Raw genomic sequence first — 14,108 nt, 5'->3', positions numbered from 1 at the left:
CGAGTGCATATCTTCTCCAAGCAGACACTCAAACTAACCCGATGTGATCGACTGATACTCGATATCTGCCCGTTGCATCGCGGCCACGATGATCGCGTCGGTCAACGAAAGCGACTCGTGCTGTCTGAAAAGCGAGCGACCGGTATCGAAATCCGATTTCGTCGCCTGCGTGAGGGTAAACCCGCTGCTCTCGATCACTGCATCCAGCGTTTCGGTGGCAGCATTGTGGCCGCTCTTGGCGTGAAGGTAGTTGATTATCTCCTCAAGCACATCGCCAAGGACGTAGCCGGTCGGAAGCGTCCCCGAGTCGATTCCCTGCAGAATTGCCGCCCCACGGTCGTGGTTTTGATCTCGCTGCAGTCTGGCAGCGATGATGACGTTTGCATCGACGGCGATCTGTGGCATCAGGAGTCACCAGCAATGCGGTCGTGATCTGCTGCAGCGTCGGTCTCTTCACCGATATCGACGGGCTCTAGATCGTCGAACACACCGTACTGCTGTTTGACGAGTTCGACCGAGAGCGTGCCGTCTTCGTCAACCTGCCACCGGAGTTTGTCACCAGCTTCGATGCGTGCCGCCCGCCGCACTGCGGCTGGAACAGTCACCGAGTAGCTCTCGTTGACCGTTGTTTCGTTTTCGATCTCAGGAGGCATGTGAGTACGTTAGACTGCCTAAATAAAGTAATTTGCCCCCAAATTTGCTCAACAGCTGCTCCATGATGTAGATGCCTGAAAATATCGCTGGCGGTGTGTTTGCGTATAGGCCGTTAGCCGCCGCGTTTTAGCCGCCGCCCGTCCCACAGCCGGTATGAGCGACGACGAGCCTCGGCAGGCGACGTTTGGTAGCGACGGCGATCTCGACACCGAGCGCGACCCCGACGCCGACACTGAGAACGACTTCGGCGAACCCAAGCAGGCCGACGAAACCGACGGCGGCTACAGTCGCTATACCGTCTCCAGTCTGCTACAAAAGGCGGTCCGCCGCTCCGACGAGGAGGTCGCCGCGTGGGCCGCGTGGGAGCTCCAGCGGTCGGGGTACGGCTGGAACCTCTGGGATCGCCTCAATCTATACGTCGTCGAAGACCTCCGCGCCGGCGACGATGTCGCGCCCACGATCCAGCGATACGAGGAGTTGGCAACTGACCGCTGGGACAACGACGACTGGCGGCGACGCCTCTGTGCGATCCACGCCGCCTTGGCCGCCGCGCGAGCGACATCGACGCGAGAGGCCGCCAACGCCGACGAATACTTTCGCAAGGTCGCCGACGAACGCGCCGCAGCCCGCGAGGCTGGCGAGGAACCATCGGTCGACTTCCCGGCTGGCGACCTCAAACCCGAGGGAAAATACGACGCGATCTTCGACGGCCACACCGGCGAGGGAGCCAAACGCGACCGTGGGGCGCGCTTTTTCAAAACCCGCGGCGCGAGAGTCGGCCCCGAGGGCGAGGACGAACAGAGCGCGCGCTGGCAGCGGCTGAGTATGGTGCTCGACGAGATCGACTACACCGAAAGCGATATCAGCCACGCCATCGACCCCGTCGATCCCGACGAGAGGTGGGACGAACCTGAGGAGACCGAATAAGCCCCGGATCGCAACCGAATAGTGGGTCGCCCGCCGATGAAATGGTATGTTATTCACGCCGGGGCCAACCGCCGTTGCACCCGAAGTTCGGGAGGCGATGGCCAAACCGCAGCCGAACTCCGCGGTTCAGTCCGAATTCACCGATCTGTACGATCAACTCTGTGAGAATCTGCAAGCCGTCTACGGCACCGACCACGATGTGATCGTTCCCGGTGGCGAGGGGATTCTCGGATTAGAAGCCGCCATCGCCTCGCTGGTCGCCCCCGGCGACCGGGTGCTCTGTATCTCAAACGGGATCTACGGCGACGGGTTCGCCGATTTCGTCGTCGACTACGGCGGCGAAGCGAACCTCGTCTCGGCTCCCTACGACGCGGGTTACGATCTCGACGCTATCGAGGACACACTCGCTGCGGCCGCAGAAGCCGGCGAGCCGCTTGGGCTGGCGACGCTGGTTCACTGTGAGACGCCGACCGGGACGCTCAACGACCTCTCGCCGGTATTGGATCTGCTTGAGGAGTACGACGTGCTGAGCGTCGTCGACGCCGTCTCTTCTCTTGGCGGAACACCGATCCCAACTGACCGGATTGATATCTGTCTCGGTGCCTCCCAGAAGTGTTTCAGCGCGCCGCCTGGCCTCACAACGGCAGCCGTCAGCGACCGCGCGTGGGAAGCGATGGAACACCGAGAGCCAACGTCGCTGTATACGAATCTCCTGCCGTGGCGCGACACCACCGATGGCTTCCCGTACACACATCTCAACGCCAACGTCGCCGCGCTTGCGGAGGCTGTCTCTCAGGTTCGTACGGAGGGGGTTGAGAACGCCTACGACCGCCACGAGCGCGCCGCCGAACGGTGTCGCCAGCGCGGGCGAGAACTCGGGCTGTCGACCTATCCCGATGAAAAACGGGCGTCGCCGACGGTGACGGCATTCCACGTGCCCGGCGAGGCCGAACGAATCCAACAGCGCGTCGAGAGCGACCACGACATCATACTGGCAACGAGTCTCGGCGATCTCGCTGACGATATCCTCCGGGTCGGCCACATGGGGTACAACGCGGATACCGAGAAGGTCGACCGCGTGATGGACGCGGTTGGCGACGTGATCGCGTAGCTACTCGCTAATTGTCGCTTCGCTGATCCGGACGCCCTTGCCGGCCAGATGCCGCATCTGTTGTTGAGCGAAATCTTCCTCACGGCTACCGCGGGTCGCCAACACGTATAACACCGCGTTGCCGACGGGCCGCATCGTTCGACCGGCTCGCTGGGTGCCCTGCCGCCGGGAGCCACCGAGCCCGGAGGCGACAACCGCAAGTTCGGCGTTCGGCAGGTCGATCCCTTCGTCGGCGATTCGGGAGACGACGAGTGTCTGTTCGCTGCCCTCACGAAAGGCGGCAAACTGCCGTTGGCGCTCGTGGTGGGCCGTCTCGCCACTGATGAACGGGACGTCGAGAGCGTCGGCGATCTCGGTGCCTTGATCGAGGTAGTCGACGAAGATCAGCGTCTTCGCGTCGGGATGTTGCCCGCGGAGCGTGCGGATCTCGTCGATCTTTGCGGGGTTTTGGGCCGCAATCCGGTGTCGATCCTGCGTCTCGGCACTCGAGTAGGCGTTTTTCGCGTCGTCGTCGCGCCACGGGACGTAGCGGATCTGCACCTCGGGTTCGGCGACAAAGCCGGCCTCAAACAACGCGGCCCAGTCGGTGCCGATCGGCGGGCCAATGAGGGTGAAAATCTCCTTTTCCTTGTCGTCTTCCCGAACTGGCGTGGCCGAGAGTCCCAGCCGGTGTGCGGCCTGTAGCTGGGTACTCCGCCGGAAGATCGGACTTGGGATATGTTGAACCTCATCGTAGATGATCAGCCCCCAGCCACGAGAGTCGAACAGCTGGCGGTGGCGATCCATGCCGGCGGTCTGATAGGTGGCGATGGTGACCGGACGGATGTCCTTCGTCCCACCGTGATACTCGCCGATGTCGGCGTCGGTCAGCGTCGAATGTGTCGTTAGTTCCTCGCGCCACTGGGCGGCGAGTTCGCGGCTTGGCACGAGGATCAGCGTCTCGCCGCCGACGGCGACGAGGGTGGCGATGGCGGCGATGGTCTTGCCGCTGCCGGGCGGGCCGACGAAGACACCGGCCTGCTGATCGAGGAAGGTATCAACCCACGCCTGTTGGTACGCTCTGAGCGTCGCCGTCAACTCAGCGGTGAGGGCGTCGCCGGTGTCAAGCTCGCGGTCGTCGGCGACCGGATACCCGGCCTCGTAGAGCGTCCGCTTGACTGTCGCAACCTCGTCACTGTTGACCCACGCCTCGGTATCCGAGATCGGCGCGCGGAGGGCATCCTCGGGGAGTTTCTGCTGGGCGACATTGCCCAGCAGGTTCTCGTTGGCTGCTTCTAAGACAGTGTAACCATCGTCGTGGGTTCGCAGGATGAACTGGCTAGCGCGTTCCCACTGGGCGGTCACCCACTCTTCGAGATGCGGCGATTGACGCGGCAGCACCGACCGCATCGACGCGAGCAGTTCGTCGAGATCATCGAACGGCGCGGCCCAGATGTCCTCTTGGCGAACCCGGTAGAGATACCCCCGCGTTCCTGGTTCGGTGCCGGTCGAATCGACCAAGTGGGCGAACTGGGTGAGTTGTGCGCGGGTGTACTGGGTCGGCTCGTCGACAACGATCTCACGGCGGGTTGGAAAGAGAACGACCCGCTCGCGACCCGCCAGATCGCCCACGGTTGCGGGGTACCAGACAACAGGATCGTGTTCAACATCGGCACGATCGAGCTTGCCGGCGGTTTCGAGCGCGTCAAGTCCCGATTTCGCTTCCTCACGGCTACAGTTGAGGCGGCGAGCGATTTGGCTGGCTGTGAGCACCGGCCGCTCCTCGGCGTCGACGACCTCGTAGAAATCATCCAGTGAGAGCGATGCTGTCGGGAGGTCAGTTGTGTCGGCGTCAGCCGGGAGCTCACCGTTATCGGCAGCGTCGACGGTTGTGTCGACATCGACGGCGGCGGTCGCGGAGTCACCGTCGAGAGACGACTCGCTGTCGTCGATATCGCGGTCGGAGTCGGTCATTAAATAACCAAGACTACCAAGCCACAAACCCGTTGTGACCGACGGTGGATAGCCGAAGAATCGACGACAGCCTACCGGTGGCAGTGTCGGCGTTGAAGTTCGGCTTTCGACCGAAACCGGCCGCCACAGTCGACACACTCCACCGATCCCGCGCCGGCCTCGGTGACGATACGGTGGCCGCAGATCTCGAAGGCCCGATCGACATCGCGGGGGCGAATACGATCGGGGATCTGTTCGTTCCGGTGGCTGCTGAGAGCCGCGCGAAGCCGGATCGTTTGCAGATCAGTCTCGTTCCATCTGGCGTCCGCGTGGGCGGTTTCCCAGTCGTCGATCGCCGTCCAGCCGGTGACGATGACCGGCGACTGGGTTTCAGTATCACTAACGACGACTACATACCGGATACCGTGTCTCACGAGTGCGAACCGCCAGCCATCGGTTGTGTTCCACCGAAGTTGCCCATGGTTGATCGCCTCGGCGACGATCGGTACCGACACGTACCGGCCCTGCTGGTGTAGTCGCTGCCGGAAGTGGTCTGTGTGGGCATACATCGCAGGTGTTCGTGGTGGGGGATCCTCGGGCGAACGGTGCCGGCTCGGCGGAGCGGCACTCGGTTCGGCGCGGCCAACCGCGTTGGCGTACGCCGTCGGTTCGGGAAGCGATCTACCGCCGGGCGTCTCCTCGACACCCGGACTGGGCTGTCTGGATGCCACTACGACAACGTATCACAGGGAGGAATATAAGTGTTCATGCGATTCCACGCTGACCGTCATCAGTGCCGCTGAATCGATCAGCCGAGCAGGCCCAGTTCATCGATTCGATCAACAATCAGCCCGACAGCCGCACTCGCATCATCGACTGTTTTGCCGCCGGTGATGACGACCTTCCCGCTGCCGAACAACAGGATCACGACCTCTGGATCGTCCATCCGGTATACAAGCCCGGGAAACTGCTCGGGTTCGTACTCGACGTCCTCAAGGCCGAGGCCGATCGCAAGCGCGTTGAGATTGAGGCTGTGTCCCAGATCCGCACTGGAAACGATATTTTGGACGGTCACCGCAGGCGCATCCTCGATCGGGATCCCCAGATCCCGAAGCTTGTCGAAGATGATATCGAGGGCCTCATGCACGTCATTGATACTTTTCGCGCCGGTACAGACGATCTTGCCCGAGCGGAAGATTAACGCGGCGGCCTTCGGCTCCTGGGTGCGGTACACCAACCCGGGGAAGTTATCCGGGTTGAAATCCGCCCCCGGCAGGTCGGTGGCGAGTGCTTCGAGGTCGAGTTCCTGCCCGATCCCCGTCGATGCGACAACGTTCTGGATCTCGATGGAGTCAGCCGGCGCGCTCATTGCTCTGTATGGAGTGGCCCAAGGGATAAAAGGCCCACTTATAAATGGTTTCGCTGACGGCGGCAGCGCGAGATTCGGTATTGACACCAAACACACCCAGACCACCGGAGACAGCAGAAACAGGACGGCAGCCACCGCTGGGGCGTCAAGGGTCTGAGTCCGGAAGCCGCGTTTTTCAAGTACGCGCGCTAACTAGCGAAGGGTAACTGATGAGCGAGGACTTCTATGATGTGCTGGGCGTCTCACGTGACGCCGCAGAAGACGAGATCAAGCAGGCCTACCGCGAGAAAGCCTCGAAATACCATCCGGACGTAAGCGACGAGCCCGACGCCGAGGAGAAATTCAAGAAGATCAAGACGGCCAAAGAGGTCTTGACCGACGAGGAGAAACGCCAAGCCTACGACCAGATGGGCCACGAGCGATTCGAGGAAGCAGAAAAACGCGGCGGCTTCGACGACGGCCGCGGTGGGGCCGGCGGAATGGGTGGTTTCGGCGGTGGCGGCGGTGGCGGCGGGTTCGAGGACATCTTCGAGCAGTTCTTCGGCGGCGGCCGTGGCGGTGGTGGCGGCGGTGGCAACCGCCCCCGGCAGGGCCGAAATCTCCGCACGTCGATGGAGATCTCCCTAGAGGAAGCCTACGAGGGCGTCGACAAGGAGTTCACCGTCACCCGCCCTGAGGAGTGTGACACCTGCGGCGGGGAGGGCCACCCGCCGGACGCAGAGGTCAACACCTGTCCGGAGTGTAACGGGGCCGGCGAGGTGCGACAGGTTCAACAGACACCGTTTGGCCGTGTCCAGCAGCGGTCGACCTGCCGACGCTGTGGCGGCGAGGGCGAGGTCGCCGACCAGACCTGCGGCACCTGTGGCGGCGACGGGATCGTCGAAAGCGAGGTCACGCTCACCGTTGAGGTGCCAGCTGGCATCAAAACCGGCCAGACCCTCCGGATGGATGGCGAGGGCGCGCCCGGCGAAAACGGCGGCCCAGCCGGTGACCTGCTGATCGATGTCGAGGTACAAGCACACGAGGCATTCGAGCGCGACGGCGACGACCTCCACTACAATCAGCCGATCTCGTTCCCGCAGGCCGTCTTCGGCGACACCATCGAGGTGCCGACGCTGGACGGGCCGAAGAAACTCGATATCCCCGACGGTACCCAAAGCGGCGAGCGGTTCCGCCTGAAGGGTCTCGGGATGCCGCGGCTCCGGAGCCGGCGCAACGGCCACCTCTATGTGACCGTTCAGGTCGTCACCCCCGACTCACTCAACGACGATCAGAAGGAGGCGCTTGAATCCTTCGCCGAGGCCGGCGGCGAGGAGGTCGATGTCTCCGAGGGCTTCTTCGAGAAGATCAAAAACAGCTTCTGAGCTGTTGATCGGCGGTAGGGCCTTACTGCCACGCAACATCCGACAGCGTGCGCTGGACTGCTTCCTCGCCAACCGCCGCCGCCAGTGATTCGAATCCCGCGCGCTCGGCGCGGTCAGTCGCGTTGGCGACGAGCCGTGAGACGATGAACTCCGGGGTCGATTTGCCGACGGTGCCAAACCGCGGCTGGTAGTCGACCTGCAGGTCAAGCTCGGGATCGAGCCCCTCGGCGAAGATGCCGTCGATCCGCGCGGTCTCGGGTAGAGGGTTCAGGTCGTCGGCGAGATGGGTCACGTAGACGCCGAGAGCCGACTGGTCGACGGTCAACGATACCAGCCCGTTGAGCAGGTCGGCCGCCCGGCCCGGTTCGGTGATCGCCTCAAACTCATCGACCAACATGAGCGTCCGGCCATCGCCCGTCAGCGGCGGCACAATGGATTTCAGCGTCGATTCAAGAACACCGGCGTTGAACGAGGCATGTCGGCGGTGGAAAACGATCGTTTCAAACTGTCCGACCTCAGCCTCGTCGGCCGGGACTGGCAGCCCCATCGCGGCCAAAAGTGCGACCTGGCTCAGCGTCTCCAGCAGCGTTGTTTTTCCGCCGGAGTTCGCCCCGGTCAACACCGCCACCCGATCACCGGTCGGCGGTGATAGCGGCCGGGCGGTGTCGGTGAGGCCGTGGTTCCCAACCGCGTAGGTGATCGGCTGCACGTCGCCGTCAAGCAAGAGATTGCGCGCGTTTCGCACCGCCAGCCCATCGTCGACGAGTTCGGGTCGCCGAAGGTCGAAGGCGGCGGCAAACCGACCCAAGGAGATCTCAAGGGCGATGTCGCCGATAGCGGTGACAGCGGCGGTCACGTCGGCGTCGGCCGCGCCGATGCGATCCTGTAGCTCGGCGGCGACGGTTTCCTCCCGCTCGTCGACCGCGCTTTCGAGGTCGCCGACCAGCGCGCGCAGTGTCTGGCTGACGAAGTCAGCAGCGTCGACGGCGTCGTCGGCCCCGGCCGACCGCACCCGCGGCGGTTCGATCCCGGTCTCGCTCGCGATATACTCGATGACACCTGCCTGCAGGGCGTCCATATCGCGGACGCCGTCGCTCCGCACCGTTTCGATGATATCGAAGGCCGCGTTGTTGAGATCGGCCGCCGCGTCGCGCTCGGCCCGGAGCGCGTCGAGTTTGTCGTCGGCTCCCTCGGCGACGACCACCCCATCGTCGGTCTCCTGGACGGCTCCGAGCGCGCCTTTCGCCTCCTGGAGCGCGTCGCTGTCGATCCCGGCTACGGCGTCGAACGGCTCACCCGCGAGTCCGACAGCATCGAGTTCGAGGGCGGCCTCGACGGCCGCGCTGTCGGTGCCGCCGGCGTCATCGTAGGCATCGAAGGCGTCGATCACGCGGTCGCGGTCGTTATCGTTGAGGTCGATCCAAGCGGCTTTTGCGGCCAACACGCGATCGAGGCGGTCGGCCATCGCCTCCCGTGTCGGCAGCGGCGTCAGCACACGGATTCGGTCGGCGGCGTGGTTTGTGAGGGCGTACTCGCTGGCGACCGAGAGCAACTCGTCGTACACATCGCGGGTGTCGCCGGTGCCGAGCACCCCGATGCCGTCGGTGCCGCTGGCCCGCCGGAGGATCCTGACCGCCCGCCCGCGGGGGACGCCGGCGGCGGCGAGCGTCCGGATATCAGCGCTCTCGATGGCGGCGATGGCGTCGGCTTCGCCGATCGACTCACGGAGCAGCGCGGCCGTTTTTGGCCCGATGCCCCAAAACTCCTCTACGCGCATATCGGAGGGTTTGGAGCCGGCGGCTTAGCGTTTGTTATGTGGCGACCCGTGGTGCTCCAATGCGAGCAAATGATCAGAGGGGTCTACCGGCCAACCAACTGCTGGCCTGGCGGACTGAAAGGGCGAGACGCGCTCGGCGAACCCGGACGACGCAAGCACCGCAGGAGTGAGCAACGCGAAAGACGAGGAGCGCAGCGAGTCCCGGGAGTCGAGCGTGTCGAGGGCTTTCGACACTTCTCCACCTCATGCAACTGCTTGTCCGAACACGCCGCATCCATCGCACAAAACGAGACCACTACGTATCGGGGCCGTTACACACCAGTATGGAGTTGGAACTCACCGCCCTCGATGACCACCTTGTCGACCACGATGTCGACGGTTATCTCATCGACGCCGACAGCACCGACCCGAACCAGCGGTACCTCTCGGGGTTCGACGCCCCGGATCCGTTTTTGACCTGTTATACGCCCGACGGCCTCGCCGTTCTCGTCTCCGGGCTGGAGTACAGCCGCGCGGTCACCGAGAGCCGCGCCGACACGGTGAAACGCCCAACCGACTACGACCGTCGCCGGCTTCTCTCTGAGTACGGCCCAACCGAAGCCACCCACCGGATCAACAGCGCGTTTCTGGCCGACTGCGGCGTCGACAGCGTGTTCGTCCCCGATCGGTTCCCGCTGTCGACGGCCGACGGGCTCCGCGAGCAGGGCCACACCGTCAGCGTCGACACCGATGACGTGTTGATGGACATTCGAGCGGTCAAACACGCCGATGAGATCGACCACATCCGCGCGGCCCAACGCGCCAACGAGACGGCGATGGCGGCCGCCGAGTCGCTGCTCGCGGCCGCAAGCATCGATAACGACCGACGACTCAGCCACGAGGGCAAGCCCCTCACCAGCGAGCGCGTCAAACACGAGATCGAGGCGACGCTGCTGGAAGATGGCTACGGGCTCGATTCGACAATCGTCGCCGGCGGGGCGCAGGCCGCCGACCCACACGACCGCGGCAGCGGCCCGCTGCAAGCCGATGAGGCGATTATCATCGACATCTTCCCGCAGGATAAGACGACTGGGTACCACGCAGATATGACCCGAACCTTCTGTGTCGGCGAGCCCAGCGAAACGATCAGTGAGTGGTACGCGCTGACCGAGCGCGCTCTCGATGCCGCCCTCGGTGCGGTCGAAGCCGGTGCCAGCGGGGCAGATGTTCACGCGGCCGCCTGCGAGGTCTACGAGGACGCAGGGCTCCCAACCTTTCGCACCGATCCGTCGACGGAGACCGGCTTTATCCATACGACCGGCCACGGCGTCGGGTTGGCGATCCACGAACAGCCGCGGCTCGGCACCGAGGGCGGCGAGCTTGAAGCGGGCCAGATCATCACGGTCGAACCCGGGCTCTACGATCCCGATGTCGGCGGTGTTCGCATCGAGGATATCATCGTCGTCACCGAAGCGGGCTACGAGAATCTAACCGACTACCCACGAGACGTTGTCGTTGATTGAGTCGGGTGAACCGAAACGCACAGGCCGTCCGCGGGCAACTACCTCCTATGAGCACCGACCAAACGACGGCCGCTGTGAGCGTCGTCATCACCGACACGCCGGCCGGCGTTCGGAAGTATACCGCCCGGGTGGGTTGTGATGCAGCCGGGGACGCGACCATCGACGCTGTCGAGCCAGGCGTGTTAGAACGCTACTTTGAGGTCGTTGACGGCGGTGTCGGGTCAGCGTTTGTCCGCACCCGAGCCGTCGATATGACCGGTGAGGCGGGCTCACTCACGGAGCCGACCGCGCTGTTTACCATCAGATTCAGCGAGGCTGTGCCGCCGGAGTCGATCACCCTCACGTTTGAAACACTGCAGGATCACGACGAGGAGACGATCCCCGATGAATCGGTTCGGTTCGATGTGGTCGGGTAGCTGATCGCCATCTCACAGGGGTCGCCCACCGAGGACGTAGCCGCCGGTCGGATCGTAGCTAACGGTCGCGTCAGCCGCAAGCGCTGGTTCGATCACCTTGTGCCACCAGACACCTGCCTTGGAGTCGGTTGCTGATGGCGGCGTATAGCCAAGTGACTGTTCGGGCATCACACGCATGACGATCTCACCATCTGTCGCCGGCCCAGCGGCGATGAGAAATGCTACCACCGCGTCGTACGCTGTCTGGGCTGCCGTCGGATCGACAGCGTCCGGGAGTTCGATTCGGTCGATCGGATGTGAGGGGACGGCCGTCAACGCGGTATCGGTCGCCTGTCCGCTGTGGCCGGCTGCATCGGCCCATTTTGCTGGTGGTGGCGTCGGTTCGGTTGCTGACGCAGCCGGCGTTGTGGTTTCCAATACGGCCTGAACGGTTTCGACGACGACCGCGAGATTTTCCGCGTCGCCATCGTCGTAATCCCCGTCTTTTACGTCGTTGACGAACGCTTTGAGCGCCTCCTCATCGGCAGTCTCCAGCCCGGCAGCAATGTGGCCGCTGTCGTACGATTCGTCGCACCCGGAACGTAGTAGTTGATCAGTCATTTATGAACAGCTATCAGCAGTTTATGTCGTTTGTGCAATTATATTAACCAACGATTGCTAAAAGAATTCGGATCAATGTGACTAGATACCTAATATAGATAAGCTAGCCAGTGTCGACAGTGCGGTGGAACGCAGACACAGGGGGTGAGTCGAACAGCGACGAGCCGGCGATCGGATCGGCGTCGCCCCCATCGAACCCCTTTTGAGACATCACACGGAAAGGCGGGTATGAAGCTACTCATCGTCGGCGCAGGCGAGATGGGGCGGTGGCTGGCCGACACCGTCGACGCCGACGTTGCGTTCACCGACGCTGACCCCGCCGTCGCCGAGGCGGCAGCCGGCCCCCGAGCGGCGCGGGCGGTGGAAAACGACATCAGGGAGTCATTCGATGCCGTTGGGATTGCGGTGCCGATGTCGGTCGTCGACGAGGCGATCGCCACCTACGCGCCGCTGGCCGAGGCGGCCGTCTTTGATCTCTCCGGGGTGATGGATCGGCCGCTGGCGGCGATGGCCGACCACGCCCCTGACCGTGAGCAGGCGAGTTTTCACCCACTGTTTGCACCGCCGCGAGTTCCCGGGAACATCGCTGTCGTCACCGCAACCGCGGGCCCGACGCTGGCGACGATCCGCGAACACATGAGCGAGGCCGGCAACACCGTCTTTGAGACAACAGCCGCCGAACACGACAGCGCGATGGAGACGATTCAGGCCGGTGCCCACACGGCCGTGTTGGCCTACGCGCTCGTCGCCGGCGACAGCCGCGAGGAGTTTGCCACCCCGGTGTCCGAACGGCTCGAATCGCTGGCAACGACAGTGACAGAGGGGAGCCCCGAGGTGTACGGCGAGATCCAAGCAGCCTTCGACGGGGCCGGCGACATCGCGGCGGCCGCCCAGCGGATCGCCGACGCCGACAGCGAGACCTTCGCCGACCTCTATGCGGAAGCCAAGCACAACGTCGACGCCGACAGCCGGGTGACCGACGAGTGATCGACCGAGAGGCTGTCCGCTCGAACGCGAAGTATCTCCAGCAAGTGCGGCCGATCGATCCCGACGAGATCGCTGACTACATTCAAGAGCAGCCCCACCCCGCCGTCGTCGCCCAAACGCTGCGGGAGGAGGCATTCGATCTTGGCCTCGTCGAGCGTGCGGATGGCACCTTCGTCCCGCTTGAGGCGGAAGCAGTCCCCCACCAGGAGTGGTCGCCGTCGGCGTTGCCTGCGGCGTATAGCCGTGCTGTCGAGGACTTCCTGGTTAAGCAGTACGGAGCCAACTGGCACCGCGGGGAATCGGGGGCAACGCTTCGGTCGACGATCCGCACGCTGAAAGCCGACTATCTCGCCGGCGACGACATCGCATACGACGCGGCAACGGCTGCGGCGTATGCGATCTATCACCTGCCGGCCTACTATGCGACTATCGGCTACGTGGTGGCGACGCTCACCGAACGGGGGCTGTTGCCGGCGTCGCTGCGCGTTCTCGACGTGGGTGCCGGCGTCGGTGGGCCGGCACTCGGACTCCACGATCTTCTCTTCGGCGATGCGGACAACCGCGAGCCGACAGCCGGTCTTGTCGACTACCACGCTGTCGAGCCAAGCGCGGCGGCTGACGTGTTGGAGCGTGTGCTGGGTGAGACCAGCCGGAACTTCCGATCGACGATCCACCGGTCGACGATCGAAGCGTTCGACTATGATGCGGTCGACACAGACGACGACCCGTTTGATCTGCTCATCTTCGGCAACGTCTGTAACGAGCTCGACGACCCGGTCGCCGTCGTCACCGACGCGCTGTCACACCTGGCCGACGACGGGACGGTGCTGCTGTTGGAGCCTGCCGACCGCAACACCGCAATCGAGCTCCGGGAGATCGAGCGAGCGGTCGCCGGCGGCGACACCGACGCGGCCGTCTACGCGCCAACGCTGCGGCTCTGGGGCGGCGTGGAACCCGACGACCGCGGCTGGTCGTTCGACGTGCAGCCGGAGATAACCGTGCCGGCGTTTCAGGATCGCCTTGCCGAGGCGGCCGCCGAAGCTGGCGAAGACGATCCGGACGCATTCCGCAACGTCGATGTCCAGTTCGCCTACAGCCTCCTTCGTCGGGACAATGAGCGACGCTACCCGTTCCGAGCAAGTCGGGATCGACACGCGAAGATGGCCGCGATGGATGACCACGTCACCGAACGGATCGACCTGCTGGCGGTCAAACTGAGCCATGACCTCAGCGACGGCGACAACGCGGTGTTCAAGATCGGCGATGGCAGCCAGACAACTGACCACTACGCCGTGGTGACAAAACAGTCCGGGCTGAATCGGGCGTTGGCGGATGCCGACTACGGCGCGGTGTTGGCCTTCGAGAACACACTCGTCTTGTGGAATGACGACGAGGACGCCTACAATCTCGTTGTCGACGGCGAAACTGTGGTCGATCGGCTGTCGGGGTAACCCTGTATTGGCCCGGTT

At 63.8% G+C, this 14,108-nt stretch carries 14 protein-coding genes; 7 read left to right on the top strand and 7 right to left on the bottom strand.

Features of this window, described 5'->3' with window-relative positions:
- Positions 1–33 precede the first annotated feature (33 nt).
- The gene (locus tag DP106_RS03780; RefSeq protein ID WP_120083501.1) at positions 34–405 is read right to left on the bottom strand and encodes a type II toxin-antitoxin system VapC family toxin; all 372 of its coding nucleotides are present in this window, start codon (positions 403–405) and stop codon (positions 34–36) included.
- Positions 405–653, bottom strand: coding sequence for an AbrB/MazE/SpoVT family DNA-binding domain-containing protein (locus DP106_RS03775; RefSeq protein ID WP_120083500.1), 249 nt, complete (start codon positions 651–653; stop codon positions 405–407). The genes DP106_RS03780 and DP106_RS03775 overlap by 1 nt, the downstream gene beginning before the upstream one ends.
- Before the next feature lie 154 nt (positions 654–807).
- Here DP106_RS03775 and DP106_RS03770 point away from each other — a divergent pair, with 154 nt between their 5' ends.
- Positions 808–1,581, top strand: coding sequence for a hypothetical protein (locus tag DP106_RS03770; RefSeq protein WP_120083498.1), 774 nt, complete (start codon positions 808–810; stop codon positions 1,579–1,581).
- A gap of 46 nt (positions 1,582–1,627) precedes the next feature.
- Entirely contained in the window at positions 1,628–2,692 is a 1,065-nt protein-coding gene (locus tag DP106_RS03765) for a pyridoxal-phosphate-dependent aminotransferase family protein (RefSeq protein ID WP_120083497.1), read from the top strand.
- Here DP106_RS03765 and DP106_RS03760 read toward each other — a convergent pair whose 3' ends face one another.
- The 3 genes from DP106_RS03760 to DP106_RS03750 all read right to left on the bottom strand — a co-directional run bounded on the left by DP106_RS03760 (position 2,693) and on the right by DP106_RS03750 (position 5,993).
- Entirely contained in the window at positions 2,693–4,645 is a 1,953-nt protein-coding gene (locus tag DP106_RS03760; RefSeq protein ID WP_120083496.1) for a DEAD/DEAH box helicase, read from the bottom strand.
- 71 nt (positions 4,646–4,716) lie between these two features.
- Complete coding sequence (locus tag DP106_RS03755) at positions 4,717–5,355, bottom strand: hypothetical protein (protein ID WP_205738873.1); 639 nt, start codon at positions 5,353–5,355, stop codon at positions 4,717–4,719.
- A gap of 77 nt (positions 5,356–5,432) precedes the next feature.
- Entirely contained in the window at positions 5,433–5,993 is a 561-nt protein-coding gene (locus tag DP106_RS03750) for a TATA-box-binding protein (RefSeq protein WP_120083493.1), read from the bottom strand.
- A gap of 209 nt (positions 5,994–6,202) precedes the next feature.
- Between DP106_RS03750 and dnaJ the strand changes: the two genes are divergently transcribed.
- Positions 6,203–7,357, top strand: coding sequence for a molecular chaperone DnaJ (dnaJ, locus tag DP106_RS03745; protein ID WP_120083492.1), 1,155 nt, complete (start codon positions 6,203–6,205; stop codon positions 7,355–7,357).
- A 22-nt stretch (positions 7,358–7,379) separates the two neighbouring features.
- Here dnaJ and DP106_RS03740 read toward each other — a convergent pair whose 3' ends face one another.
- Complete coding sequence (locus DP106_RS03740) at positions 7,380–9,134, bottom strand: DNA mismatch repair protein (RefSeq protein ID WP_120083491.1); 1,755 nt, start codon at positions 9,132–9,134, stop codon at positions 7,380–7,382.
- Between the two features lie 323 nt (positions 9,135–9,457).
- On the opposite strand from DP106_RS03740, the gene DP106_RS03735 reads away from it, so the two are divergent.
- Entirely contained in the window at positions 9,458–10,636 is a 1,179-nt protein-coding gene (locus tag DP106_RS03735) for a M24 family metallopeptidase (protein ID WP_394343445.1), read from the top strand.
- A 47-nt stretch (positions 10,637–10,683) separates the two neighbouring features.
- The gene (locus DP106_RS03730; RefSeq protein WP_120083490.1) at positions 10,684–11,052 is read left to right on the top strand and encodes a hypothetical protein; all 369 of its coding nucleotides are present in this window, start codon (positions 10,684–10,686) and stop codon (positions 11,050–11,052) included.
- Between the two features lie 12 nt (positions 11,053–11,064).
- Here the strand turns inward: DP106_RS03730 and DP106_RS03725 are convergent, their stop codons facing one another.
- Positions 11,065–11,652: a hypothetical protein gene (locus DP106_RS03725; RefSeq protein ID WP_120083488.1), complete on the bottom strand. Its 588-nt coding sequence runs from the start codon at positions 11,650–11,652 to the stop codon at positions 11,065–11,067.
- Positions 11,653–11,880: 228 nt separating this feature from the next.
- Here DP106_RS03725 and DP106_RS03720 point away from each other — a divergent pair, with 228 nt between their 5' ends.
- A complete protein-coding gene (locus DP106_RS03720) occupies positions 11,881–12,639 on the top strand; it encodes a prephenate dehydrogenase/arogenate dehydrogenase family protein (protein WP_120083487.1) in 759 nt (252 codons plus the stop codon).
- Positions 12,636–14,090, top strand: coding sequence for a methyltransferase domain-containing protein (locus DP106_RS03715; RefSeq protein ID WP_120083485.1), 1,455 nt, complete (start codon positions 12,636–12,638; stop codon positions 14,088–14,090). Before DP106_RS03720 ends, DP106_RS03715 begins: the two co-directional genes overlap by 4 nt.
- Positions 14,091–14,108: the final 18 nt, after the last annotated feature.

Origin of the sequence: Halonotius pteroides (assembly GCF_003605635.1) — an archaeon.
In the GTDB taxonomy this organism is placed as follows: Archaea; Halobacteriota; Halobacteria; order Halobacteriales; family Haloferacaceae; genus Halonotius; species Halonotius pteroides.
Note: the sequence above shows the minus strand (reverse complement) of the source record. Positions and strands in the feature narration are given on the sequence as shown.